We start from the raw sequence: 25,166 nt of genomic DNA on the forward strand, positions 1-25,166 counted from the left end.
CGGCGCTTGTTAGTCACAGAGGAATCCAGCCATGGCCTTCGACACGCTGCGCGACACTCTTCCGGACTATGCGAAGGACATAAAACTGAACCTCGGCTCGCTCGCCGGCGACACGACGCTGAACGAGCAGCAGAAGTGGGGCGCGTTTCTGGCCTGCGCGCACGCAATCGGCGAACCTTCGCTGCTGCGCGCGATCGAAGCTGAGGTCGTGAGCAAGCTCGAGCCGGCGGCAGCGAACGCCGCCAAGGCAGCCGCGGCGATCATGGGCATGAACAATGTCTATTATCGTTCGCTGCACCTGATGAAGAACGAAGAGTATCGCACACTGCGCGCAGGCCTCCGGATGAACATCATCGCCAATCCGGGTGTCGACAAGGGCGACTTCGAACTCTGGTCGCTGGCCGTCTCGGCCGTGAACGGCTGCGGCATGTGCCTGGACAGTCACGAAGCAGAGCTGCGCAAGCGCGGATTCAGCGCGGTGCAAGTGCAAGCGGCGCTGAAGATCGCGGCGGTGGTGAACGCCGGCGCCGCCGTCCTACGCGCCGAAAGTGCTCACGCGATCGCGTCGTGATCAACGGCCGCCCCCATTGCGATCAATGGAACAGACTGCTCGCGGCGTCGCCGATGCGCTCGCCAAGGCCGGCGGTCATCGACCAATAGCTCGGCTGGCGCACCACGAAGAGCAGGCCGCGCTGGCTCAGAATCTCGTAGTCCGTACGCCCGCTTCGCTTGCGGCGGAAGCGAATGGAGATTGTCGCGTTTGCGACCCGCAAGCCTGAGATCGTGATCTCCGGCAGCCATGCCGGCAGGAACGGATCGACGAAAAGCACACGCAGCGGCGCATAAGGCTGGAGACCGAGCATCGCCTGCAGAAGCGTGTAAACCGTGGTCGCCGACCATGCCTGCGGCGAGTTCGCTGCCGGATAGGGCGCGGGAAACGGATGGTCATCGTCACGTTGATGGCCGGCGAAGCATTCGGGCAGGCGATGATGCTCGAAGAAAGCCGCGGCCTCGAACTGGCCGCGACAAATCCGTTCGACATCGTCGTGAAGGCCGTAGCGATAGGCGCCCACTGCGAACGGTCCATGCTCGACAGGCCACACTGTGCCGCGGTGATAGGCGTAGGGATTGTAAGCGGGGTGCGCCGCGGAAAGCGTGCGCACGCCCCAGCCTGTGAACATGTCCGGCGCAAACAGCCGACGCATCGTCCGCGGCACCAGCGCCTTGTCGGCAATGCCGGTTGCGACGCAATGCAGTGCATTTGAGCCGATGGATCGCACTTGCCGGCGATCCGAATCCAGCGCCATGGCGAAGAAGCCCTCGTCCTCCATCCAGAAGGCTTCGTTGAAGCGCTTCTTCAGTTCGCTCGCCTCGTGCAAGAGCCGCTTGGCCTCGTCCTTCCGTCCCATCCACCAGAGCACTTCGGCAAGATTGGCCTTGGCCGAATAGACGATGCCCTGCTCCTCGCACGTGGCGATCGGCGGGCGCGTTTGCGACCCGTCTTCGTAGACGATGGCGTCGCCGGAATCCTTCCAGCCCTGGTTTTCGACGCCCTGTTCGGACTTGGTGTGATAAGCGCAGAAACCGTCCCGATCGGTGTCGCAGCGCTTGTCGAGCCATTCGAGCGCAGCCAAGGCAGGCTCGAGATAAGGCCGAACGAGCGCCTTGTCGGCCGTCCAGTGCCAGAGCTGCGCCACGACGAAGGGAAAAAATCCTGACGTGGTGACCGAGCCGTAGTTGCGGCCCTGTGGAATGTAGTTGAGCGCAGCAAGCGGACCGGAATGCGCCTCGTGCAGCATGCGGCCAGGTTCCTCGTCGCGCCACGGATTAGAGGCGCGCCCTTGCCAATCGACCAGAACCGGCAGCGTGCCCTGCATCAATTCTGGCCCCAGCGGCGCGGCCTCCCAGGCCGCCGTTAGCGTGTCGCGGCCGAACAACGCGACGTAAAGCGGCAGGCCTGCCGCCGTGATCCAGGCGCGGTCGTTGCAGTCGAGATCGAACAGGCGCAGCGCCGCGAGGTCGCGCTTGCCCTGTTCCAGCGCGCCCACGACCACGCCCGACAAAGCATCGCTTTCGGCGCTGGCGAAACGCGTGGACTCATCGAGAAAGATGCGCGAACGCCGGTCGTAATCGTTGTCCTGCGACGCGAACGAGCGGCATCCATAACGCGGCGACATTCGCTCGTTCTCAATGATCGGCGCGTGATCGACGCAACAGTGCCAGGCGCCCTGCGGCTCAAGCACGATGTCGAAGGCGACAACCCCGTCTTTCCAAACGGGCGGCGAACCTGCATTCGAAAAACGAGTAGCCAAGCCCCGCCGAAGGCGCGCCACTCCGACTTCCCCCTGATGGCTGTACGAATGCGTGACCTCGTAGTCAGCGCGCAATTCCCAGCTCCGTTCGCCGGGTGTCCAGTGTGACGCCACGCGCCCGCGCTGGCGACGCTCATCGTGCGTTTCGGCCTGGTCGGCGAAGTCCGAGCCTATCTCCAGCAAGAGCCGGAATCGAACCGGCTCTTGAGTGAAGTTGGAAACGTCGACATCCTCGTGCATGCCTTCGCCGACGAAGCGCGACAGCCGAAGCTCGACCGTCTGCTGCGCCGCTTTGTAGATGTTCGCAGCCGCCGTAGCGGCGAAACAACTCGCATCTTCGCGCAGCGGCGCGGGCGCGATGTAATAGCCAAGCCAGGAACGTTGCGAGACATTGCTCGCCGCAACCGGGTGCAGCGCGCGATCTTCGATCCGATAGCGATAGGTCGAGAGCAGTCGCGTTTCATGCACGAATAGGCCCATGTCCGGACCATCGTCGATGAACCCGTCACGGTCCGTCGCCAGCACAGTGCGCCCGCTGCTCACATAGAGCGTGTCGGCGCGCGGACGCAGCTTGACGAGGCTGACGTCGGGCTGGCCCGACGCCGGACGGACTTCCCGACGCATGGCTGCTCAACACGGGATTCGGCCACGGCGTTCCCCGACTGGGCAAGCGGCCGATTAGCCCAGCGCCTCGGCAATATCGGCGATCAGGTCGTCGACGTCTTCGATGCCGACCGAGAAGCGCACGAGGCCGTCGCTGATGCCGAGCGCTTCGCGCAGCGGCTTGTCGATCGAGGCGTGCGTCATGATCGCCGGATGCTCGATCAGCGATTCCACCCCGCCCAGCGACTCCGCCAATGAGAAGAGCTGCACCTTCTCCAAGAACGAGCGCGCCGCCGGCAGCCCGCCCCTCAGCGTCGCCGTGATCATGCCGCCATAGCCGCCGCGCATCTGCTTCTTGGCGATGGCGTGTTGCGGGTGATCGGCGCGCCCCGGATAGATCACCCGCTCGATCTGCGGCTGCTCGGCCAGGAAGTCCGCGATTCTGGCGGCGTTCTCGCAATGGCGCTGCACCCGCACGTGCAGCGTCTTGGTCGAGCGCAGCAGCAGGAAGCAGTCCCACGGCGCGCTGACAGCGCCGACGGCGTTCTGGATGTAGTGCAGCCGCTCCGCCAGCTCGTCGCTATTGGTGATCAGCACGCCACCGATCACGTCGGAGTGGCCGCCGATATACTTCGTGCAGGAATGGCTGACGATATCGGCGCCCAGCGAAAGCGGGTTCTGCAGCACCGGCGTCGCGAACGTGTTATCGACACAGACGATGGCGCCGCGCGCCTTGCCGATCCGAGCCACGGCCTCGATGTCGATCACCTTCAGCAGCGGATTGGTCGGCGTCTCGATCCAGACCAGCTTCGTCTTCGCCGTGAACGCCGCCTCGGTGGCGTCGAGATCGAGCATGTCGACGCGGGTGTAGGTGACGCCGAACTGCTTGAATACTTTGTCGAGTGAACGATAGGTGCCGCCATAAACATCGTCGCACAACACGACATGATCGCCGCTCTGCAGCAAGTGGATGCAGGCGGCGAGCGAAGCGAGGCCGGAGGCGAACATGACGCCGTGTCGCCCGCCTTCGAGCGAGGCGATGTTGGCCTCCAGCGCCTTGCGCGTGGGATTAGCCGAGCGCGCGTAATCGTAATCCTCGATCACGACTCCCGGGCTTTTCTGAACATACGTGGAGGTTTGATAGACCGGCGTCATGATCGCGCCGGTGGTCGGATCAGGCTGCTGACCGGCATGGATACAGCGGGTGCCGAAGCGTTTGTTGTCGTGGTGCATGGTCTTAGCGGCCCTTGGCGGCGAGATATTCGATCAGATCGATCTTCGAGATCACACCGACAACGTTCGAGGCGTCGACAACGACGGCGACGTGATCGGTGGCGAAGATATGGAACAGCTCTTCGATCCGGGCTTTGGGATAGATCAGTCCGGCAATCGGCGAGGCGATCGATTTTGCGGGCGCATCAAGATCGAAGTCGCGCTTCTGCATCTTCGCCAGGATGTCGCTTTCGTGCACGATGGCGTTGAGCTTGCCTCGTTCGATCAGTGGTATCTGGCTGACACCGTGCTCGCGCATGAGGTCGACGACGTTGCGCAGCGGCGCTTCTGCGTCGGCTGTGATCGGCCTTACCGTCCGCCCCTTCAGAAGCTCCTCGACAAAGCCCAGCTCCTGCTCGGTTTCGGTGAAGCCGTGCTCTTTCATCCAGCTGTCGGAGAGGAATTTCGACACGTACCGATTGCCGTGATCCGGCAGCACAGTGACGACCACCTTGCCGGGCCCAAGCTCCTTGGCGATCTCGATCGCCACATGCACGTTCGAGCCTGATGAGCCGCCGCAGAAGAGGCCTTCTTCCTTCACCAGCCGCCGCGCCATCACGAACGAGTCGCGGTCGTTCACTTGGCGCATGTCGTCGACGACGGAGAAGTCCATCGCCCGGCATTCGATGTCTTCGCCGATGCCTTCGACCATGTAGACGTGCGCCGTCGGCAGCGTCTTGGTGTGGAAGAGATGATAGTGCACCGAGCCCAGCGGATCGGCGCCGATGATCCTCACGTGCGGCGCGTGCTCCTTGAACCAGCGCCCGACCCCGGAAACGGTGCCGCCCGTGCCGGTGCCGCCGACGAAGGCGTCGAACTTGCCGCCGTCCGTATCCTCAAAGATCTCGCGCCCGGTCGAATGATAGTGCGCCTCGATATTCCACTGCGAATGATACTGATCGACGTAGAACGCGCCCGGGGTATCTTCGGCGATCTTCTTGGCGACGTTGACGTAATGCTCTGGCGAGTCCCCCGGCACATCCGTCGGCGTGATGATCACTTCGGCGCCGTACGCGCGCAAAGAGTCCTGCTTCTCCTTGCTCATCTTGTCCGGCATGGTGAAGACGCAGCGATAGCCCTTGATCGCCGCCGCCATCGCGAGACCCTGCCCCGTATTTCCTGACGTGTTCTCGACGATGAGCCCGCCCGGCTTCAGCACGCCGGCAGCCTCAGCCTTCTCGATGATATAATTGGCCATCCGATCTTTGATCGACCCGGCGGGATTGAGGTACTCGCACTTCACCCAGACTTCCGCCGCGCCCTTCGGCACGACCTTGTTGAGCTTCACGAGCGGCGTGTTGCCGATCGCGGCGAGGATGTTCGGTTTCAGTCTCATCGAAAGCTCTCGTGGAGGAAGTTGGGCCGCTGTTTAGCCATTTGCGGAGCGCCTAGCCAGCGCACAGGACGCCGCTGTTCACGGTTTGCGCTTGCGGGAGCTGGAAATCGCGAGCGCGCCCGCGCCCATGAGCGCCAGCGGGCCGATCATAGCCTGGCTGGCGTCCGGCCCGCCCCGGCGCAGCACCACAACCAGCATCGCGAGGCCCAGCAAAACGAACAGCGCGCCGAAGGCGACGCGCATGAGCCGCATCATGCCGGGCGGCCCACGCGCTTGATTTCCCATTCGAGCTCGATGCCATGCTTGGCTTTCACCGCGGCGCGCACATCCTCGCCGAGTCCCTCGATATCCGCCGCCGTCGCATCGCCGGTGTTGATCAGGAAGTTCGCGTGCTTCTCGCTGACCTGCGCGCCGCCGCGGCGATAGCCGCGCATGCCGGCTTCGTCGTTCAGCTTCCACGCCGAGAGCTTCTCGCCATTCGCAGCGATGGGATTCTTGAACGTCGAGCCGCCCGTCTTCTCGCGGATCGGCTGCGACGCTTCGCGTTTGGCCGTGATCTCAGTCATGCGCGCGGTTACCGCCGCCGGATCATCCGGCCGGCCCTGATACGTTGCGCTCAAGAAGATGAGCCCCTCGGGCAGCGCATTGTGGCGATAGGTGAAGCCGAACTCGGCGTTGCTGAACACGTGGCGCTTGCCCGTGCGATCGAGCGCGACGGCGTCGACCAGCACGTCCTTCGTTTCGGCGCAGTAGCAGCCGGCGTTCATGGTCAGCGCGCCACCGATCGTGCCAGGAATGCCCGCGTAGAATTCGAGTCCGGTAATTCCCGCCTTCGCCGCCGCCTTCGCCACCATGGCGTCGAGCGCGCCAGCGCCTGCGCGGACGCGGGCGCCGTCCAGCGTATCGATCTGCGCCCACGCCCGGCCAGCCAGCCTGATCACGACGCCCGGCACGCCGCCGTCGCGCACGATCACGTTCGAGCCCACGCCGATCGGCAGAATTGGCACGCTTGTGGGCAAAGCTGCTAGGAATGCGGCGAGATCCTCCTCGTCCGTCGGCAAGAAGATCGCGTCGGCCGGACCGCCGACCCGGAACCAAGTGTAGGGCGCCAGGCTTTCGCCGCGCAGCAGCTGGCCGCGGACGCTCGGCAGATCAAGTTCACTCATAGTTGATGGCCTATCTCACGCTTTTGAACGCCGGCAAAGCCGGGTCCGCTCGTCGGCGTCATGAGACCGCGCCATACTGGCATACGACAGAGGACGGAGACGCCCACATGCGCCGCAAGGGCTTTATCGCCGCCGCGCTCCTGCTTTCGGCCTGCGCGACACAACCGGCCGGCACGAGCGCCGCCGCCGACCGCGATTGCTTTCGCGCCAGCAACATCAATGGCTACAGCGTGATCGACGACCACAATGTCCGCGTCAGCGTCGGCGCAAGCCGCGACTACATCCTGAGCACGACTTGGAACGCCCGAGACCTGGACTGGACTCACGCCATCGCCATCCGCTCCAGCACCGGCTGGATTTGCACCGGCAACGGGCTTGGCGTCGAGGTCATCGGCGGCGAGCCGCGCCGCACCTATCCGATCACATCCATCACCAGAGCGCCGGAAGAGCCGGCCGCACAAGGCAGCTGAGGAGAACACATGCTTCGCAAACTTGCCGCCGCCGCCGCCCTGCTCGCCCTTGGCGCCTGCGCGTCGGCGACCACCGACACCGCAAGCTCCGCCGAAGGCCGCGACTGCTTCCGCACGGTCGATGTCCGTGGTTACGGCGTCGTCGACGAGCACCGTATCCGCGCCCGTGTCAGCACCTCGCGCGAATACTATCTAACCATCGCGCAGAACACGCGCGATCTCGACTGGAATCACGCCATCGCGATTCGCTCGACGACCAGCTTCATCTGCGTCGGCAACGGCGCCGGCGTTCAGGTGCTCGGCGGCGATCCGGCGATTCCGTATCAGGTGACGCGTATCGAGCGCGCGCCGGACGACACGCCGCCCGGCAGTTAGACGTCAGCTCACGATCGGAAGGCCAGCACGGAGCGCGATCCGCTGCAGCGCCCCCTTCACGATGACGTCGAGCTGGCTCGACGGCAGATAGTCCGCCGGCGCCACATAGTTCACGCGGTCCTCCGCGATCAGCATGTGGATGTGACTGACTTTAAGCGGATCGTTCCAGCGGTCCGGATCGAGCACCGCCACGGCCGTGCCGCCCTGCTCGGTGACCATCTTCATCGACGGTATATCGGTGTCGCCGTCGCCGATGAAGATCATGCGGTCGAACGGTAGCGGTCGCTCCTCGGCGCGCATCCAGCGATTGATCGCTTGGGTGTCCCAGACGTTCTGGATGCCTTTGTTGATGCGGAAGAGGAACTGCGTCTTGTTGGTGTAGTTGACCGCCACCGCCGGCCAGACCGCTTCGCCCTTCTCGTTGTAAATGAAGCGTGAGGCGAATACGCGCGAAAAGTGCGGATAGATCGAGCAGCCTTCGATCATCTCCTCGATGCCGGAAGAGACGACGTAATGGTCGAGTTCAAGCCCCTGATCCGCCGCGAACGAATCGATCCGCGCGAACCAGCTTTCAACACCGTCGAAATACGAGGGCTCGCAGCCGTGCCGGCGCAGCATGTCGCGCGTGACGATGCGGCCCAGCGCGCGCGAGCGCTCGATCATCTGCTGCATGTAGACGAGGATCTCGTCCGCGTCCGACGTGCGGGCGAGCCGGCGGACATCCTTCCAGAACACGTCGTGGTCGATGCCGAGTTCAGGAATGAAGCTGAGCTCCTGCAGATTGCCCCGCGCCAGGGTGCCGTCGAAATCATAGACGATCGCGGCGCGGAGCGGCTTCGGCGCGCGGTGGGCTGTGTCCGGCATTCTACCCGGCTGCGCAGAGTCGCGGCGCGGGTCAAATGTTTCGGCTGCGACTCACGCCGCCGCAGCGCCGAGCTTACCCGGCAGGGCATTCGCATAGGCCGTGATGTCGCCCGCGCCGAGGCAGACGACGATGTCACCCGGCTTGGCCTCCGCGCGCACGAATTCCGGAAGCGAATCCAAATTGGCGATCCGGCGCGCGTCGCGGTGGCCATGGCTCTTCAGGCTGATCACCAACGCATCGGCGTTGATCCCCTTGATCGGCGCCTCCCCCGCGCTGTAGACGTCCGCGACGCAGACGATGTCGGCGTCGTTGAAGCAGGTTGAGAAGTCCTGGAACAGATCGCGCAGGCGCGTGTAGCGGTGCGGCTGCACGACGGCGAGCACGCGCCCGCCCGTCATTTCCCGGGCAGCGGAGAGAACGGCCGCGATTTCCACCGGATGGTGGCCGTAATCGTCGACGATGCGCACTTCGTTCCAGTAGCCGGTGGTGGTGAAGCGGCGCTTGACGCCGGAGAATCTCTTCAAGCCGTTGCGGATGCCGGCGTCGGTCACGCCCAGCTCGCGCGCCACCGCAATCGCAGCGACCGCGTTCTGGACGTTGTGGCGTCCCGCCACCGGCAGGAAAAGATCGTGCAGCGTGACGCCGGGCCCCTCGCCCTTCTTGCGCGCCACGACATCGAAGGTTGAGCCCTCGCGCGAGGGCCGAACGTTCACGGCGCAGACATCGGCCTGCGGATTGAAGCCGTAGGAGATCACCCGCCGGTCGCGCACGTGCGCCGCCAGCGCCTGCACCTGCGGATGATCGAGGCACATCACGGCGAAGCCGTAAAACGGGATGTTCTCGACGAATTGCCGGTACGCCTCATTCATCGCCTCGACCGAGCCGTAATGGTCGAGATGCTCAGGATCCATGTTAGTGACGACCGTCGCCGTGGCGCGCAGGCGCGTGAAGGTGCCGTCGCTCTCGTCGGCTTCGACGACCATCCACTCGCCCTCGCCCATGCGGGCGTTTGCGCCATAGGCGTTGATGATGCCGCCATTGATGACCGTCGGGTCTTTGCCGCCGGCGTCGAGCAGCGCGGCGATCATCGAGGTCGTCGTGGTTTTTCCGTGCGTGCCGCCCACCGCGACGGTCCATTTCAGCCGCATGATCTCGGCCAGCATCTCGGCGCGCTTGACGATCGGCGCGCCGCGCGCCCGGGCGGCATCCACCTCGGCATTGCCCTCTTTGATCGCCGACGAGATCACGACCACGCCGGCGTGCGCGGCGTTCTCAGGCTTGTGGCCGATGTGCACGGCGATGCCGCATTGGCGCAGCCGTTCGATGTTGGCGCCTTCCTTGGCGTCCGAGCCGGTGACGTCGTAGCCGAGGTTCTTCATCACCGACGCGATGCCCGACATGCCGATGCCGCCGATGCCGACGAAATGGATGGGGCCGGTGTCGAACGGAATGGCGCGTCGCAACATGGATGCTCCGAAAACGGGAACGCGCGCCACTATAGGCGCGCGTCCGGGGCGTATCAAAGGCGGATCAGCGGACGCCGTATTGCTTGGCGAAGCTCTCGGTGTCGAAATGCTTTTCGGCTTGATTGTCGCCGATGCGCACATCTCGCTTGCCGTCCTGGGTGGCCTTATGCGCGATGCTGACGGCCTCCTGCGGCGTATCGGCATAACCAACGACGCTCGGCGCCGGCGTCACCAAGAGCCGCGACACGATCGTAAACCGCTTCATTCCCCCCTCCGTCACACCCGCAGCAACGGCGCGCGCAGCAGCGCCCGCGAGCGGGAGACCACTAAGCCCGGCCCACCGATGGTCAAGAGCGCCGTGGCGGCGGCGGCCGTCAAAGCGCCCGCCACGATCAGCACCGGTTGCGCCGAGCTCCAGTCGAGTCCCGCCGCCTGCACGACCGGGAACACGAGGCCGATCGCGAAGAACACCGCCACCTGCCGCAGCGCCCGCGCCGCCATTGACCGGCGGCGATTGCGCTCGGCGACACGCGCCAGCACATCGAAGCGGAAGCCGGGATCGGGGCCGCGCGGCGGCGCCTCGCCCAGCAGATCGGCCAATTCGAGATCGTCGTTCATGACGCCTTCTCCGTCACACCCAGCGCCGCCTGCAGCCGCGCGCGTCCGCGCGTCACATGCGACTTCACCGTGCCCAGCGGAAGCTTCAGCACTTCGGCCGCCTCCGCATGGGTGAAATCCTGACCCAGGCACAGCGCAAGCGCCGCGCGCTGGTCCCCTGGAAGATCGTCCATCGCTTTCCTGAGGGCAAGACGAGCCGCTGCGCGCGCCGGCGGCTCACTCTCGGTATCGGCGAGTTCGGCATAAGCGTCCTCGCGCGCTTGGCGGCGCGATTGCGACCGCCGCGCCCGGCGCCAGTATTGGAACGCAACGCCGCAAATGAAAGTGCGCAGGCTGGAGCTGCCGTCATAGCGCTCGAGCACCTCCCAGGTGCGGGCGAAAGCATCCTGCGCCAGATCGTCCGCATCGGCGTAATTGCCGACCAGGCGGCGCAGAAACGCCCGCACCGCCGGCTGGTGCGCATCGACCAGATGACCGAAGGCGCGCATGTCGCCGTTGCGGGCCAGTCCGATCAGGCGCGCTTCTTCGCCCGCGTCCATGTCGCACTACTTGCGGCCGAGCAGCAGCAACAGCAGTGCGCCCAGTGCCATGACGCCCATCGTCACCGCTACGATCGCAAAGGCGAACGCATAATCCTCAGTTCGCACGAACCAGTAGCCAACCGAAAAACCGGCGGCGAGAGCCAGAAAGACGACGAATGACCAGGCGCTGCTGTGCCGCGGCTTCGGCGATTGAAAGCTCATGTCGTAGTCGCTGTTCTCGCCGGCAAGCTTGAGCAGCTCCGGAGGCGGCTCCTTGCCTTGGTCGACGTACGCCTTGATGAGATCCATGACCTTGCGGTTGCGCCCTTCGGCCTGAAACATCCCGATCAGCGCGATGATCATCCCGAACACGGGAAACATCAGCCACCAATAATCGTGGAAGAACTCCTCGAAGGTCATCACTTGCGCTCCAGCTCATGACGGGCGTTCTCGATAATGTGGTCGCGGCTCGCGCCGTCCTGCAGCAGACCGATCAGCGCCATCACCATCCCGAACACCGGGAACATGAGCCACCAGAAATCACGGAAAAGCTCTTCGGTCATCGTCCAACCCTCCAGCGCCAAAACAGGCGCTCTGACCCTTAATCGCCGCACGGCGGAGGCCTGGATGCAGGGACGTGAAAATATCTTGGTTAAGCGGCGATGCTTTCGGCCAGGTCGGCCAAGGTGCTGGCCGCTTCGGGCTTGGCTGCGGCGCGGGCGGCCGCCGCGCGGACCGCAAGCCCGTGCGGATCGGCGAGGCGCCGTTCGAGCGTGGCCGCGAGCGGCGCGGCCTCGAAGTCGTCCTCAGTGAAGAGATCGGCCGCGCCGACAGCCGTCAGCCCTTCGGCGTTGGCCGTCTGGTGATCGTCCGCAGCGGCCGCGAACGGCACCAGGATGGCCGGCCGGCCGGCCACCTGCAGCTCTGTCACGGACGATGCGCCGGCGCGCGAGATCACCAGATGCGCCGCGCCCAACCGCTGGCCCATGTCGCTGAAGAACGGCGACACCTCGGCGTTCACGTTGGCCTTCTGGTAGACCTTCTTCGCCTGCGCGACCTGCTCCTCGCGCACCTGATGCACGACATCGAGCCGGGCGCGCAGCACCTGCGGCAGCAGCGCGATCGCCGCCGGAATAACCTCGCCGAACAGCCGCGCACCCTGACTGCCGCCGATGATGAGCAGGTTCATCCGCCCGCCGGCGGGCGCTTCCGGATACGGCCGCTCGCGCACCGCCAGGATCGGCAGTCGCACCGGGTTGCCGACGACGCGCTTTCGGTCCGCCGCCTTCGCCGGCAGACGGTCGAGCCGCTCGAAGCCGCAGGCGACGATCGCCGCGCTGGCGGCCATCGTGCGGTTGACGCGGCCGAGCACGGAGTTCTGCTCGTGGATGATGATCGGCACGTGCTTGGCGCGCGCCGCCATCAAAGCGGGAAACGAAGGGTAGCCGCCGAAGCCCGCCACCAGTGACGGCTTCAACTCGTCGAACACCTTCTTCGACGCGTCGATGCCGCGCGAGATTTTGATCATCGCCGGAAGCGCCGTGAACGGATTCATCGACAGCGATGCCGCTGGCACGTCCATGATGCGCTCGGCCGGAAAACCTTCGGCGTAGCGGCGCCCGCGCGCGTCTGTCATCAGCACCACGCGCCAGCCGCGGCGGAACATCTCCTCCGCGAACGCAGCGGCGGGAAACAGGTGACCGCCCGTTCCGCCCGCAGCAATGACGACGATCTTCTTTGCCATCGACACTTACGTCCCACGTCCGGCAAAGAGATAGGCGCCGGGACGGTTGCGCAGAAGGGAAAGACAGAACCCCAATGCCAGCGCCGAGCCGATCATCGAGGAACCCCCGAACGAAATAAACGGCAGCGTCATGCCCTTGGCCGGGAGCAAACTCAAGTTAACTGCAATGTGAATGCTCGCCTGCAAGACCAGAAGCGTGATCAGGCCGGCGGCCGCAAGCTGTTCGAACGGTTCGTTCAACCGGCTCGCGCGCGAAAGCCCGCGGAACGCGAGCGCGCCGAACAGCGCGATGAGCCCAAGCGAAGCAAGCAGTCCGAACTCCTCGGAAGCGACGGCGAACACGAAGTCCGCATGTGCGTCCGGCAGCGATCGTTTGATGATTCCCTCGCCCGGCCCGCGCCCGAACACGCCGCCCGCGGCGATCGCGTCGAGCGCGCGGTTGACCTGATAGGCCCCGTCGCCCTCCGGATTGAGCCACGTGTCGACGCGTTCGCGCGCGTGCGGATAGAACCTGTAGATCGCCCATGCGCTCACACTGGCGAGAACGCCGGCCCCGAGCATCCAACGCAACGCGATGCCGGAGAGCGCCAACAAAGGCGCAAGGCACAGCGCCAGGAGAGCGGTTTGTCCAACATCCGGTTGAGCGAGCAACGCGGCGGCCGCGAGCGCGAATAGGCCAAGCGATACGAGGCGGCCAGGAAACTGGCGTTGCTTCATACTCTCCCCGAGCATCCAAGCCCACACCACGATCAAGGCGGGTTTGAGGATTTCGGATGGCTGCAGCGAGAAGACGCCGAAATCGAACCAACGCTGCGCGCCTTTGATCTCGGGGCCGAACAGGGCGGCAAGCGCGCAGAGCGGCAGCATGATCGCCGCTAGGATCGTCGCCATGCGCCGCACCTGGCGCGGATCGAGCGCCGCCGCCCCCAGCATGACCATCACGCCGACGGCGGCGTAGGCGGCCTGGCGGCCGGCGAAATAGAACGCCTCCTCGATGCGGATGCGGGCGGTCGCCGCCGGGCTCGCAGCCATCGAGAACAGAATGCCGAGCGCAAACAGCGCCGCGGCGATGATCAGGAGCGGGCGGTCGTAGCTGCGGACGCGATCGAGCGCGGCGCCCAACCGCTCGGAGGCCGCGTTCAAGCGGCGCCTCCGTTGCGCTGCGCCTGCGCGTCCGCCAAGGCGGCGACGAACGCTTTGAATTGCTGGCCGCGATCCTCGTAGCTCTTGAACTGGTCGAACGAGGCGCAGGCGGGAGAGAGCAATACGACCGGATGCGGTTCGCCGGAGGCGCGCGCATCGTTGAACGCAAGTCTCACCGCGGCCTCCAGGTGCCCAGCCATCGTCACCGGGACCTTGCCGCGCAGCGTGTCCGAGAAATCGCCGGCGGACTGGCCGATCAGATACGCCTTGGCGATGCGCGGGAAGAACGGCGCCAGCTCCTCGATGCCGCCTTCCTTGGCGACGCCGCCGGCGATCCAATAGACCCGCGGATAGACAGCAAGCGCCTGCGCCGCCGCATTCGCGTTGGTCGCCTTGCTGTCATTGATGAAGCGCACGCCGCCGATCGAGGCGACGCGCTCCAGCCGGTGCGGCAGGCCCGGGAATGTGTTCATCGCCTGAGCGATCGCCTTGGCATCGACGCCGAGCACACGCGTCGCCGCATAGGCGGCCGCGGCGTTCTGAGCGTTGTGCTTGCCCGCCAGCGCCGGCGCCTGCGCGAGATCGGCGACGATCTCCGAGCGTCCGCTCAGTGCGTCGACGATCTTGCCGTCGAGCGCGCACACGCCGCGACCGAGCGCCTGGCCGGACGAGATTGGCGCAACGTGCTGCACCGCCGCGCGCGTGAGATCGGTGCAGACCTTGGCGCAATAGAGATCGTCGACGCCGATGATCGCCCAATCCGCCGCGCCCTGGTTCAGGAAGATTCGCTTCTTGGCGGCGACATAGGCGTTCATGTCGCCGTGGCGGTCCAGGTGATCCGGCGTCGTGTTGAGCCAGACAGCCGCGTCAAGCCGCAAACTCGAAGTGAGATCGAGCTGATACGAGCTCAGCTCGATCACGTAGTAGGCGCCTGGATGCAGCGGCGGCAGGTCGAGGATCGCCTCGCCGATATTGCCGCCAAGCCGCACGTCCTTGCCGGCTTCCTTGAGGATGTGCGCGATCAGCGCCGAGGTGGTCGACTTGCCGTTCGTCCCGGTGACGCCGATCAGCTTTGGCCGCTGCGTCGCCGGCAGCGCGTTCACGGCGCGCGCGAACAATTCGATGTCGCTGACGATCGGCACGCCGGTCGCATCCGCAAGCGTGACGACGCGGTGCGGCTCAGGAAACGTGAGCGGCACGCCCGGCGAGAGCACCAGCGCCGCGAACGAACGCCAGTCGCGGCTGTTGATGTCGGACACCGGCACGCCCGCCGCTTCCGCCTTGGCGCGGGTAACGTCGTTATCGTCCCACGCATGCACGCGCGCCCCGCCCGCCGTCAGCGCCCGCGCGGCCGCCAGCCCCGTGCGTGCGAGCCCGAACACGGCGACGTCGCGGCCTTTGAATTCCGTGATGGGGATCATGGCTTCGCCATGAGGCAATAGGCACTCGGCAGTAGGCAGTAGAACGCAGCGGTGCGCGACGCACTACTGCCTACTGCCCACTGCCTACTGCCTTGGTTCAGAATCACGCGCCGCCTCCAACCAGCGGACTCCTGCGCTGCTTCGCGTCCTTAACGCAACTTCAGCGTTGCAAGTCCCGCCAGCGCGAAGATCACTGAGATGATCCAGAACCGGATCACAATGGTCGGTTCCTGCCAGCCGAGCTTCTCGAAATGGTGGTGCACCGGCGCCATCAGGAAGAGGCGTTTGCCGGTGCGCTTGAACACCGCCACCTGCAGCATCACCGAGAGCGTTTCCAGCACGAACAGGCCGCCGACAATCGCCAGCACGATCTCGTGCTTGGTCGCCACCGCCACCGCGCCCAGCAAACCGCCCAGCGCCAAAGACCCGGTGTCGCCCATGAAAACCCGCGCGGGCGGCGCATTGTACCAGAGGAACCCGAGCGAGGCGCCGAGCAGCGCGCCCAGCAGCGTCGCCAGTTCCGAGACGCCGGCGACGTGCGGAATGCCCAGATATTCCGAATAGTCGACGCGGCCGACGAGATAGCAAATCATGCCGAACGTGCCGGCCGCGATCATCACCGGAACGATCGCCAATCCGTCGAGACCGTCGGTCAAGTTAACGGCGTTGCCGAAGCCCACGACCACGAACATCGCGAACAGCACGTAGAACGCCAGCAATTGGATGCCCCAGCCGTTCACGAACGGCAGCGCCACCGCCGTCAGAGGCTCCGACGCCATCAGTGCATTCAGGAACCCCATGACGTCGTGCGTCTGGCCAGGCGTCGTCGCCACCCATTCCGCCGCCAGCATCGCGATGATCGCGACAAGCGCGATCGAAAACTCGAAGAAGAGCCTGAGCTTCGCCGACAGTCCGCCATGGTGCTGCTTCGTCACTTTCGCGAAATCGTCGACGAAGCCGATCGCGCCGAAACCGACCGTCACGATCAGCACGGCCCAGACGTAGGGGTTTTGAAGGTCGGACCAAAGCAGCGCGGAAATGCCGAGGCTGATCAAGATGATGAGCCCGCCCATGGTCGGCGTGCCCTTCTTGGTCAGCAGATGGCCTTCGGGGCCGTCGGTGCGGATCGGCTGGCCCTTGCCTTGCTTCTTGCGCAGCCAGTGGATGAACGGCGCGCCGATGGCGAACGCCATGATCATCGCCGTGAACATCGCGCCGCCGGTGCGGAAGGTGATGTAGTTGAAGAGGTTGAAGAACTGGGACTGCTCTGCGTACTGGCCTAACAGCTCAAGCATTCGCGTCCCCTTTGAGCCGCTGCAGCGCGCTCACCACGCGGCTCATCTTCGAGCCGTTCGATCCCTTCACGAGCACGATGTCCCCAGGTCGTAGCGCATTGGCAATGACCGGAATCAGCGCGTCCGAAGTTTCGGCATAGCCGCCGCGGCGCGCCGGCGGAAGCGCCTCCATGAGCGCGGCCATGCGCGGACCTGCGCAAAACACGAGATCGACGCCAGCTTGTTCCAGCGGCGCAGCGAGGCCGGCGTGGTAGGCGCGCTCGTCCGGTCCCAACTCCAACATATCCCCAAGCGCGACGATGCGCCGCCCGCCTGGCCCTGGCTTTCTCGCCGCGAGCGTTGCGAACGCCGCCGCCATCGAAGCGGGGTTGGCGTTGTAGGAATCATCCACAAGCATGAAGGCGCCGAACGGCGCTTCGATCTTGGCCGCGACCCCACGGCCGTCGAACGCGCGCAAATGTTCCAGCGCATGCGCCGCCGCATCGAGATCGGCCCCGACCACGTCCGCGGCCGCCAACGCCGCCACCGAATTCAGCGCCCAATGCGCGCCCTCGACGCCGATGCGATAGCGGATGGTGCGCCCCAGGATTTCCGCCTCCGCGGTCGAACCGGTCTCGTCCATGTCGAACCTTGTGAGCCGCGCTTCGCATTCCTCGCCGCGCCCGAAACGAACCAGAGTCGCGCCATTGCGCTCGGCCGCTGCGATCAGCCGGCTCGCGTGCGGCGCTTCGTTGGGAACGATGGCCGCCCCGCCGGGCTCGAGCCCCGCATAGATGTCGCCCTTCTCGTCGGCGACGGCTTCGAGCGAGCCCAGATTCTCCACGTGCGCGGGCGCGATCGTCGTCACCAAAGCCGCGTGCGGCTTCACCAATTGCGTCAGGGGCAGGATCTCGCCGCGATGATTCATGCCGATCTCGAACACGGCGAACTGCGCTTCGCGCGGCATCCTCGAGAGCGTGAGCGGCACGCCCCAATGATTGTTGTAGCTCTTCACTGAGCGGTGCGTCTGCCCGCTGGCGGAGAGGCACACCGCAAGCGCTTCCTTCGTCGATGTCTTGCCGACCGAGCCGGTCACCGCGACGCGTTTTGCCATGCTGCGATCGCGCGCCGCCTCGCCGAGCTTGCGCAACCCCTCCAGCACGTCAGGCACGACCAGCGCTGGCCCCAAGCCTTCCACCTTATCCGCATCGGAAATCAAAGCTGCGCTGGCGCCGCTGACATAGGCTTGCGCGAGAAAGTCGTGCCCATCGCGCACGTCCTTCAACGCAACGAACAGATCGCCCGGCTCCAGCGTGCGCGTATCGATCGAAACGCCGCTGACGTTCCAGCTATCGCCATTGATCAGACGCCCGCCCGTGGCCTTCATGGCTTCGCGTGCGGACCAGAGTTCACTCATATTCAGCTCTCCAGCGCCCCGCGCGCGACGTCCTGATCCGAAAACGGATGCGTGACGCCCTTGATGATTTGCCCAGTCTCGTGGCCCTTGCCGGCGATCATCAGCGCATCGCCTGCTTTCAGCATCGCGACCGCCTCCTTGATCGCCTGCGCGCGGTCGCCGATCTCCAGCGCCCCCGGCGCCGCCGCCAGAATCTGCTTGCGGATCGCGCCTGGCTCTTCGCTGCGCGGATTGTCGTCGGTGACGATCACGACATCCGCCTGCCGCGCGGCGATTGCGCCCATCTTCGGGCGCTTGTCGGTGTCGCGGTCGCCGCCGCAGCCGAACACGACGATGATCCGCCCCGGCGCATGCGGCCGCGCCGCGCGCAGCAGCACGTCCAAGCCATCTGGCGTGTGCGCATAGTCGACGAACACGTGCCCGCCGGTTTTCGATTGGCCGACATGCTCCATGCGCCCCTTCACCGGCTTCAGCGTCTGCATCGCCGCAAACACCGCCTCCGGCGCTTCGCCGAGCGAAAGCGCGAGCGCCGCCGCGGTGACCGCATTGATCGCCTGAAACTCGCCGATCAGCGGCAGCTCGATACTCTTGTAATCTTGCCCTTGCCAGCAGAGCGCCATCGTCTGCGCGTTCGGGCGCGGCTGGATCTCGACGATCTTCAGCGCATCGCCCCGCGGCGCCCTCCAGCCGCACAGCACGACACGGAGACCGCGCGCTTCGGCGCCCTGCTCGAACGCTTCGCCCTCCGCCGCGTCGGCGTTCACCACCGCAACGCCGCCGTCGCGCACCAGCGCCCACAGCTTCATTTTCGCGGCGCGATAGCGGCTCATGTCGATGTGATAGTCGAGATGATCCTGGGTCAGGTTCGTAAACGCGCCGGCCGCGAACGTCAGCCCGTCGATGCGGTGCTGTTCGAGCCCATGGCTCGACGCTTCCATTGCCGCGTGCGTGACCCCGTCCGCAGCAAGCGCCGAAAGCGTTGCATGCACCGCCGCCGGATCGGGCGTCGTGTGGCCAAGATCGATCACGCCACTTGGCGCGATAGCGCCCAGCGTGCCGAGGCTCGCCGCGCGCCTGCCCGCGTGCGTCCAGATCTGACGCAGAAAGTCGACGGTCGAGCTCTTGCCGTTGGTGCCGGTGACGGCGACGATCGTCTCCGGCCGCGCCGGATAACAGGCCGAGGCCGCCAACGCGAACGCGCGCCGCGGATTGCCCGCAACCACATGCGCGATTCCAGGGTCGGCGCCCAAATCGCCCGCCGACAACACCGCCGCCGCGCCGTTGGCTTTGGCCTGCGCAACGAAATCGCGCCCGTGCGCCGCAGCGCCTGCGAGCGCCGCGAACAAGAAGCCAGGCTTCACTTTGCGGGAGTCGGCGGTGAGGCCGGTGATCTCGACCTCGGCGGCGCCTGATGGCACGCCGGTCGAGAAGAGTGCGCCGAGTTTCATTCCTTCTCCGTAGCGCGCCCTCATTAGCGGTTCTGGGCGCGGGCCTCCACACGCAATCCGAGCATGGGCGCTATCCGCCGCAGCGTCCGCGCCACCGCCGGCGCCGCGACCATGCCGCCGGCCGCGCCCTCGCCGGTGTCGTCGAGCGCCAACACGATGACGTAGCGCGGATCGTTCGCCGGAAATACGCCTGCGAACGAGGAGAAATTGCGGCCTTCGTCATAGCCGGCCGCGCCGTCCAGCTTCTCTGCCGTTCCGGTCTTGCCGGCGACAAGGAGGCCTGGCACGTCCGCCGCACGCCCGGTGCCTTCGGTGACCGCCTGCCGCATATAGATCAAAAGCTGCCGCGTCACCTCCGGCGAAAACACCGGCGCGCGTTCGACCGCCGCGTCGGGCGCCAGAGCGCGCAAAGTCGGGATCACCCGCGCGCCTTCGTTGGTGAACACCGTGTACGCGCCCGCGAGCGCCGCCGGCGTCGCCGCAAGCCCGTAGCCAAAGCCGAGGCCGGCGATGTCGCGCCGCGTGCGCGCCATCGGCGCCAGCGGCGCCTGGTTGCGGCCAAGTTCGAGGCCGGCCGCCGCCGTCAGACCAAGCCGATCGAGATAGGAACGCTGCCGCGCGCCGCCCAGCCGCACGGCGAGCCGCGCCGCGCCAATGTTCGAAGAGTGCGCGAGAATGTCGCCGAGCGTCGAGGCGCCCTCGATGCGTTCGTGATCGATGATCGTGCTGCTGTCGACCACGTACGGCGTCATCAGGTCGAACAGCTCGCCGCTGCGCGTCACCTGCTCCTGCAGCGCCATCGCCACCGTGAACGGCTTAATCGTCGAGCCCAACTCGTGCAGGTCGCCGGCGACGCGATCGCGCCGCGCGCTCGCCGGCGCCGCGCCCGCTTCATTCGGATCGAACGCCGGCCACGAGGCGAGCGCCAGCGTTTCGCCAGTGCGCCCATCGAGCAAAATCGCCGCCCCGCCCGATGCGTTCGCCGCGCGCGCCGCTGCGCCGAGTTCTTCTTCGAGCGCGTACTGCATGCGGATGTCTATCGAGAGCCGCACTGCACGGCCCTCAGCGCCAGCGGCGCGAATTTCCGCGTCGAGGCCGCGCTCGACGCCGGACAACGCATTGAGATCGACATCCGTGAACCCAAGCGCATGCGCCGCCAACGCGCCTTGTGGGTACGCGCGGTGATGCTCGGCTTCGAAACCGACGCCCGCGAGGCCGAGCTCGTGCACACGCGTGCGCTGCTCCGGCGTTAACCCCCGGCGCAGATAAACCAGCCGCCGCGACGTGTCGGTCAGCCGACGGATCGTCGTTTCGCGGTCGAGATCGGGAAAGACGCGCCGCAGCGCGTCGGCGATCGCAGGCGCATCCCACACGCGCGCCGGCGTCGCCGTCAGCGCATAGGCGCGCACGGTGGTCGCAAGCAAGACGCCGTTGCGATCGACGATGTCGCCACGCGGCAGAACGATGGCTGCGCCAGGGGCGCGCGGCTCCGCCAGCGGATCGTCGGAGAATGCGAGCTGCACTGCGCGGCCCGCCAGTAGCAGCAATAGCGCAAAGATGCCGAGCGCTAGCGCGCGCACGCGGTTGCGCGCTGGCGCCGCCTCGGCGGCGACATAGGCCTGTTGCGGACCGACCGCGCCAGTCGCGCCGAACGGCCTCAAGAGCGCGGCTCCCGCGCTCGCTCGGGCGCCGGCAAGCGCCGTGCGATCTCGCCTTCCGGAAGGGTTGCGTTCGCGCTGCCGGGCGCGACGCCCAGTCGATCCTGCGCTAGCTGTTCGACGTTCGCCGGGCTTTCGCGCTCGGCGATCTCCGCGCGCAGCTCCCGCAGCGCCGCTTCGCGGGCCTCGATCTCGTTCTGCAACTCGCGCACATGCGCCTGCGTGCGCGCAGCATCGCTCTTGGCGCGGTAAAGCCCGACAGCCAGCACCACGATAACGACCGCGGCGATGATCTGCAGCATGCGGATCAGCTGAGCTTTGCCCATTCGGCCTCCGCTTTCGGCGCGAGCGACGGCGGCTCGAGTTCATCCCATGCCGGCGCATCGGTGCGCGTCGCCCAGCGCAGGGACGCAGAGCGCGCGCGCGGGTTCACCGCGGTCTCCTCATCACTGGGCGCAGTTGCACGTTTGCGTTCAAGCGTGAAGCTCGGCGCCCGCTCCGGCGGCAGGTCCGGCGCATAGCGCGAGCCGCGCCCCTGCGCGTCGGCGCGCGCGGTGATGAAGAGCTTCACCATCCGATCTTCGAGCGAGTGAAACGAAACCACAACGAGCCGCCCGCCCGGCTTTAGCGCCCGCTCCGCCGCCGAAAGTCCGCGCGCCAGTTCGCCCAGCTCATCGTTCACCAGCATGCGCAAGGCTTGAAACGTCTTCGTCGCCGGATGCGTGCGCGCGCCTTTGCGGCCGCCGACACTGTCTTCGACGATCTTCGCCAGCTGCAACGTCCGCGTGATCTTGCCCGCGGCGCGTTCGCGCACGACGCCGCGGGCGATACGGCGGCTCTCGTCATCTTCGCCGTAGCGGTAGATCAGTTCGGCGAGCGCGGTTTCGCTCAAGCCGTTGACGGCGTCGGCGGCGCTTGGTCCCTCCTTCTCCATCCGCATGTCGAGATCCGCGTCCGCCTGAAACGAAAACCCGCGTTCGGCCTGGTCGAGCTGGAACGAGGAAACGCCCAGATCGAACACGACGCCGTCCACCGGCTCATCCAGCGAGAGATCGCCAAACCGGCCTTGATGAAGCGTGAATTTACCTTTGGCCTCGGCAGTCAGCTCCGCCCCGCGCGCAATCGCGTCCGGATCGCGATCGAACGCAATGACCCGGCAATTCGCCCGCCGCAGCATCTCGCGCGAATAGCCCCCGCCCCCGAACGTCGCGTCGACGTATACGCCGCCATCCTTCAGGGCGAGCGCGTCCATGGCTTCTGCGAGGAGGACGGGAGCATGTCCGGAGTTCATGGCGCCAGTCTACAACGAGTCCCGAACCGCCGGTCACCGATCGTTCTCACGTCGGAGCAAATGCCGCCCGCCCGCGTTCAACGGGCGGAGGCATACCACATGCTAAGCGATCAGAACTCCAGCGCGATCGTCGCCAGCCGCGATCTCGACAAAGCGAAAAGGTTCTACACCGAAACGCTTGGACTTGAGCTTGCCGATGAATCTGACGAGGTGTTCAGCGTTAAGACCGGCGCGACCCACCTCAATGTGTATCGGAGCCAAGAGGCCGGCACCAACCGGGCCAACGCCGTGGTCTGGGACTGTGGCGACGAGATCGACGAGATTGTCGCCGAGTTGAAGAAGCGTGGCGTGCAGTTCGAACACTATCCCGAACTTGGCATGAAGATCGAAGGCGACATGCACGTTCAGGACGGTTTCAAGGCCGCCTGGTTCAAAGATCCGGACGGCAACATCCTGCACATCAACAGCATGTAGAGAAAAACGCCAGTCGGCCTGTAAGCCGGGTTCTGTTCCTCGTTGCCGAGGCGACGACCATTCCTCTGGACCATGCGTCGCCGCATGGTTCTCGCGACCAACCCGGATGCAACCCGCGGACGGGCTTGCAGCGTGCGCTGCGCGCATCCCTATTCGGTCTTGCTCCCGGCGGGGCTTGCCGTGCCCGCTTCCTTACAGTCGCGGCGGTGGGCTCTTACCCCACCGTTTCACCCTGACCTGTGCCGGCTTTCGCCGGCCATCGGCAGACTGTTCTCTGTGGCGCTATCCCTAGAATTGCTTCCGGCGGGCGTTACCCGCCGCCGTATCCGCGTGGAGCCCGGACTTTCCTCGAACGCGCCCTTTCGGGACTTGCGCTCGCGGCCGTCCAGCCGACTGGCGCCGCCAATATAGGATCGCAAGGTCAAACCACAAAGCTTGACCGTTACCGCACGCCAGCCAAAGTGCCGCTCCGGGGAGGACATGCGGATGCAGCGGCTTGGCGCGGCGATCACAGCAGCGATCGCCTTGATGTGGTGCGGCGCAGCCGTAGCCGAAGTGAACGGCGCGGCGATGGCCGCTCAGTGCACGAGCACAGGCGCGTTCGGGGTCAGTTTCGGCGCCGAAGCGCCGGCCGGCCAGCGCGGCCTCGGCATGCGCATGATGAACTCGCAATTCGTCACGCTCGACGCCGCGCACGCGCCATTCAACCAAGCCGAAGTGGTCGTTACTCACCGCTCTCGGCTGGTCCACACCATCACCGGCATTGCCCGCTTCGACAGCGAAGAGGAAGCAGGCGCCGCCTACGATGCGGCGCTCGACGCTTTCGACCAGGATCAGCGCTTCGCCTCGCAAGCCAGCGAGTACGAGGACAGCGTCACTTATTACAGCGGCCCGCCTGAGGCTGCCTCCGGCTTCCGCGCCGAGGTCTCGCTGATGGGCCGCGAACTCTCGCTCTTCTGCGTCGACGCCGCTCTCTTCCAGCGCACCATGGACGAGATCGCAGGCCGCGACGTCACTGCGGATTCCCCGCAGCCGGCGCCGCCGCAACTCGCACTTCCGGCCGCGCTTCCAGCCGGCGTTTGCGAGGCGAGCGACGCGCGCGCGGCGTTCGTCGCCGATTTCTACGGCCGCATGGAAGACATCATGGCTTATGGGAGCGAAGCGGCGCGATACAATGAGACGCTCATGCATTGGAAGAGCCGCCAGATGATCGCCCAAGGCTTATGGACCGAAGAAGACTCCAGTCAGTTCGGCCTCCGGCTCCTGGGCGACCCCCAATTCGCGCGGCACACGGAAACGAGCATGAGCGCGGTCCTGGGCATGATGGGAGCGCTGATGGAGTTCGAATCCGGCGTCGATGAGCCCGCCCGTTGCGCCAGTGCTCAGCGCGCACTCTCGCTGGCGCGGCAGATGGTGCAAAGCACCGAAGCGCAATGGACTTACATGTCTCAGGCCTACGGGGCCGAAGCGCAACGACGCGGCGGATCGATCGACTAGACCGAGAGCTGACGCGAGAGCGCCGCCAGCAAGCGGCGCGTTTCCTGATCCGCTGCGCCGCTCGTGTCCGACGGACGGAAGCGGCGCTGGAAGGCGATAAGCGCCGCCCTGGTCTCGCCATCCATAACGCCGGTTTGGCGCACGTTATAGCCGATGATGGAGAGCTGCTGCTGCACATGGGGAATGGGATCGTCGTCGATTGCGAGCACGGTGTGCGCCGGATTCGGCCAGATCGAAACGCCTGCGTCAGCGAGCCGTTTCCACGGAAACTTCTCGCCTGGGTCGGACTTGCGGTCGGGCGCGATATCGGAATGCGCAACCACGCGCGCAGGCTTCAAATCAGGCCAGCGTTCGAAGATGTCGCGCAGCAATTGGATCACGGCTTCGATCTGCGTGTCGGGAAACTCCGGCAGCCCGAAATCATGTCCGCCGTTGACGATTTCGATGCCGATCGCGCGGGCGTTCACATCGCCTTCGCCTTCCCAGCTCGACGCCCCGGCGTGCCAAGCGCGATGCTCTTCCGGCACGAGGCTGAAGATCTGTCCGCTCTCATCGACCACATAATGCGCCGACACTTTCGGCAACGGCGCATCGGGCAGCGCGTCATCGCTCTGCCACGGCCCCGGATATCGCCTGGCCACGGGCGCCGGGTCGGTCAGGCGCGCCAGCGCCGTCTCGGCGTCCTGCATGCCGGTATAATGCAGCACGACAAGATCGATCGGCCGCGTGCGCGCGTCGAAGTTCGGCGAGGGTCGTTCGATGTATCGAGTCACGGCGCGCACTATGCGCGTTCCG

27 protein-coding genes and 1 other RNA gene are annotated in these 25,166 nt (G+C 65.9%); 5 read left to right on the top strand and 23 right to left on the bottom strand.

The features are described from left to right. Positions 1-31: 31 nt before the first annotated feature. Positions 32-571, top strand: a complete 540-nt coding sequence (locus tag VEA80_RS03695; RefSeq protein WP_325059341.1) for a carboxymuconolactone decarboxylase family protein — start codon at positions 32-34, stop codon at positions 569-571. Positions 572-593: 22 nt separating this feature from the next. On the opposite strand, the gene VEA80_RS03700 is transcribed toward VEA80_RS03695, so the two are convergent. The 5 genes from VEA80_RS03700 to murB all read right to left on the bottom strand — a co-directional run bounded on the left by VEA80_RS03700 (position 594) and on the right by murB (position 6,689). Continuing rightward, complete coding sequence (locus VEA80_RS03700) at positions 594-2,936, bottom strand: glycogen debranching N-terminal domain-containing protein (RefSeq protein WP_325059342.1); 2,343 nt, start codon at positions 2,934-2,936, stop codon at positions 594-596. A 54-nt stretch (positions 2,937-2,990) separates the two neighbouring features. Continuing rightward, a complete protein-coding gene (locus VEA80_RS03705; RefSeq protein ID WP_325059343.1) occupies positions 2,991-4,148 on the bottom strand; it encodes a cystathionine gamma-synthase in 1,158 nt (385 codons plus the stop codon). A 4-nt stretch (positions 4,149-4,152) separates the two neighbouring features. After that, the gene (locus VEA80_RS03710; protein WP_325059344.1) at positions 4,153-5,523 is read right to left on the bottom strand and encodes a pyridoxal-phosphate dependent enzyme; all 1,371 of its coding nucleotides are present in this window, start codon (positions 5,521-5,523) and stop codon (positions 4,153-4,155) included. A 78-nt stretch (positions 5,524-5,601) separates the two neighbouring features. After that, complete coding sequence (locus VEA80_RS03715) at positions 5,602-5,766, bottom strand: hypothetical protein (protein ID WP_325059345.1); 165 nt, start codon at positions 5,764-5,766, stop codon at positions 5,602-5,604. Positions 5,767-5,774: 8 nt separating this feature from the next. Continuing rightward, positions 5,775-6,689, bottom strand: coding sequence for a UDP-N-acetylmuramate dehydrogenase (murB, locus tag VEA80_RS03720; protein ID WP_325059346.1), 915 nt, complete (start codon positions 6,687-6,689; stop codon positions 5,775-5,777). Positions 6,690-6,796: 107 nt separating this feature from the next. Here murB and VEA80_RS03725 point away from each other — a divergent pair, with 107 nt between their 5' ends. Together VEA80_RS03725 and VEA80_RS03730 are read left to right on the top strand one after the other, a co-directional pair. Continuing rightward, a complete protein-coding gene (locus tag VEA80_RS03725; RefSeq protein ID WP_325059347.1) occupies positions 6,797-7,159 on the top strand; it encodes a DUF6491 family protein in 363 nt (120 codons plus the stop codon). 9 nt (positions 7,160-7,168) lie between these two features. Beyond that, complete coding sequence (locus VEA80_RS03730; protein ID WP_325059348.1) at positions 7,169-7,534, top strand: DUF6491 family protein; 366 nt, start codon at positions 7,169-7,171, stop codon at positions 7,532-7,534. A gap of 3 nt (positions 7,535-7,537) precedes the next feature. Here VEA80_RS03730 and VEA80_RS03735 read toward each other — a convergent pair whose 3' ends face one another. The 16 genes from VEA80_RS03735 to rsmH all read right to left on the bottom strand — a co-directional run bounded on the left by VEA80_RS03735 (position 7,538) and on the right by rsmH (position 22,400). Next, the gene (locus VEA80_RS03735; protein ID WP_325059349.1) at positions 7,538-8,398 is read right to left on the bottom strand and encodes an HAD family hydrolase; all 861 of its coding nucleotides are present in this window, start codon (positions 8,396-8,398) and stop codon (positions 7,538-7,540) included. A 51-nt stretch (positions 8,399-8,449) separates the two neighbouring features. Beyond that, entirely contained in the window at positions 8,450-9,865 is a 1,416-nt protein-coding gene (gene murC / locus VEA80_RS03740) for a UDP-N-acetylmuramate--L-alanine ligase (RefSeq protein WP_325059350.1), read from the bottom strand. Between the two features lie 64 nt (positions 9,866-9,929). After that, complete coding sequence (locus VEA80_RS03745) at positions 9,930-10,130, bottom strand: hypothetical protein (protein WP_325059351.1); 201 nt, start codon at positions 10,128-10,130, stop codon at positions 9,930-9,932. 11 nt (positions 10,131-10,141) lie between these two features. Beyond that, complete coding sequence (locus tag VEA80_RS03750; RefSeq protein WP_325059352.1) at positions 10,142-10,483, bottom strand: hypothetical protein; 342 nt, start codon at positions 10,481-10,483, stop codon at positions 10,142-10,144. Then, positions 10,480-11,022, bottom strand: coding sequence for an RNA polymerase sigma factor (locus tag VEA80_RS03755; RefSeq protein WP_325059353.1), 543 nt, complete (start codon positions 11,020-11,022; stop codon positions 10,480-10,482). Before VEA80_RS03755 ends, VEA80_RS03750 begins: the two co-directional genes overlap by 4 nt. 6 nt (positions 11,023-11,028) lie before the next feature. Beyond that, a complete protein-coding gene (locus VEA80_RS03760) occupies positions 11,029-11,424 on the bottom strand; it encodes a hypothetical protein (protein ID WP_325059354.1) in 396 nt (131 codons plus the stop codon). Continuing rightward, positions 11,424-11,567 (bottom strand): hypothetical protein, encoded by a 144-nt coding sequence (locus tag VEA80_RS03765; RefSeq protein ID WP_325059355.1) that lies wholly within the window; start codon positions 11,565-11,567, stop codon positions 11,424-11,426. The genes VEA80_RS03760 and VEA80_RS03765 overlap by 1 nt, the downstream gene beginning before the upstream one ends. Before the next feature lie 89 nt (positions 11,568-11,656). Then, a complete protein-coding gene (murG, locus tag VEA80_RS03770) occupies positions 11,657-12,748 on the bottom strand; it encodes an undecaprenyldiphospho-muramoylpentapeptide beta-N-acetylglucosaminyltransferase (RefSeq protein WP_325059356.1) in 1,092 nt (363 codons plus the stop codon). Between the two features lie 6 nt (positions 12,749-12,754). Continuing rightward, positions 12,755-13,891 (bottom strand): putative peptidoglycan glycosyltransferase FtsW, encoded by a 1,137-nt coding sequence (locus VEA80_RS03775; protein ID WP_325059357.1) that lies wholly within the window; start codon positions 13,889-13,891, stop codon positions 12,755-12,757. Further along, positions 13,888-15,312, bottom strand: a complete 1,425-nt coding sequence (gene murD, locus VEA80_RS03780; protein WP_325059358.1) for a UDP-N-acetylmuramoyl-L-alanine--D-glutamate ligase — start codon at positions 15,310-15,312, stop codon at positions 13,888-13,890. Before murD ends, VEA80_RS03775 begins: the two co-directional genes overlap by 4 nt. Positions 15,313-15,461: 149 nt before the next feature. Continuing rightward, a complete protein-coding gene (mraY, locus tag VEA80_RS03785) occupies positions 15,462-16,607 on the bottom strand; it encodes a phospho-N-acetylmuramoyl-pentapeptide-transferase (protein WP_325059359.1) in 1,146 nt (381 codons plus the stop codon). Further along, the gene (locus VEA80_RS03790; protein ID WP_325059360.1) at positions 16,600-18,003 is read right to left on the bottom strand and encodes a UDP-N-acetylmuramoylalanyl-D-glutamyl-2,6-diaminopimelate--D-alanyl-D-alanine ligase; all 1,404 of its coding nucleotides are present in this window, start codon (positions 18,001-18,003) and stop codon (positions 16,600-16,602) included. Before VEA80_RS03790 ends, mraY begins: the two co-directional genes overlap by 8 nt. 2 nt (positions 18,004-18,005) lie before the next feature. Continuing rightward, on the bottom strand, positions 18,006-19,451 hold the full coding sequence (locus VEA80_RS03795; protein WP_325059361.1) for a UDP-N-acetylmuramoyl-L-alanyl-D-glutamate--2,6-diaminopimelate ligase: 1,446 nt from the start codon (positions 19,449-19,451) through the stop codon (positions 18,006-18,008). A gap of 23 nt (positions 19,452-19,474) precedes the next feature. Continuing rightward, positions 19,475-21,112, bottom strand: a complete 1,638-nt coding sequence (locus tag VEA80_RS03800) for a penicillin-binding protein 2 (protein ID WP_325059362.1) — start codon at positions 21,110-21,112, stop codon at positions 19,475-19,477. After that, on the bottom strand, positions 21,109-21,435 hold the full coding sequence (gene ftsL / locus VEA80_RS03805; RefSeq protein ID WP_325059363.1) for a cell division protein FtsL: 327 nt from the start codon (positions 21,433-21,435) through the stop codon (positions 21,109-21,111). The genes VEA80_RS03800 and ftsL overlap by 4 nt, the downstream gene beginning before the upstream one ends. Next, positions 21,417-22,400 carry a 16S rRNA (cytosine(1402)-N(4))-methyltransferase RsmH gene (gene rsmH, locus VEA80_RS03810; RefSeq protein ID WP_325059364.1) on the bottom strand — a complete coding sequence of 328 codons (984 nt, stop codon included), beginning with the start codon at positions 22,398-22,400 and terminating at the stop codon, positions 21,417-21,419. Before rsmH ends, ftsL begins: the two co-directional genes overlap by 19 nt. A 99-nt stretch (positions 22,401-22,499) precedes the next feature. On the opposite strand from rsmH, the gene VEA80_RS03815 reads away from it, so the two are divergent. After that, positions 22,500-22,874 (top strand): VOC family protein, encoded by a 375-nt coding sequence (locus tag VEA80_RS03815; protein ID WP_325059365.1) that lies wholly within the window; start codon positions 22,500-22,502, stop codon positions 22,872-22,874. Positions 22,875-22,879: 5 nt separating this feature from the next. Here VEA80_RS03815 and rnpB read toward each other — a convergent pair. Then, positions 22,880-23,271, bottom strand: an RNA gene (gene rnpB / locus VEA80_RS03820) — RNase P RNA component class A. An 89-nt stretch (positions 23,272-23,360) separates the two neighbouring features. Between rnpB and VEA80_RS03825 the strand changes: the two genes are divergently transcribed. Continuing rightward, positions 23,361-24,371, top strand: a complete 1,011-nt coding sequence (locus VEA80_RS03825; RefSeq protein WP_325059366.1) for a hypothetical protein — start codon at positions 23,361-23,363, stop codon at positions 24,369-24,371. On the opposite strand, the gene VEA80_RS03830 is transcribed toward VEA80_RS03825, so the two are convergent. Then, the gene (locus tag VEA80_RS03830; RefSeq protein ID WP_325059367.1) at positions 24,368-25,144 is read right to left on the bottom strand and encodes an N-acetylmuramoyl-L-alanine amidase; all 777 of its coding nucleotides are present in this window, start codon (positions 25,142-25,144) and stop codon (positions 24,368-24,370) included. The two genes, VEA80_RS03825 and VEA80_RS03830, sit on opposite strands and share 4 nt — an antisense overlap. Positions 25,145-25,166: the final 22 nt, after the last annotated feature.

Source organism: Vitreimonas sp. (genome assembly GCF_035627415.1).
Classification (GTDB): Bacteria; Pseudomonadota; Alphaproteobacteria; order Caulobacterales; family Aquidulcibacteraceae; genus Vitreimonas.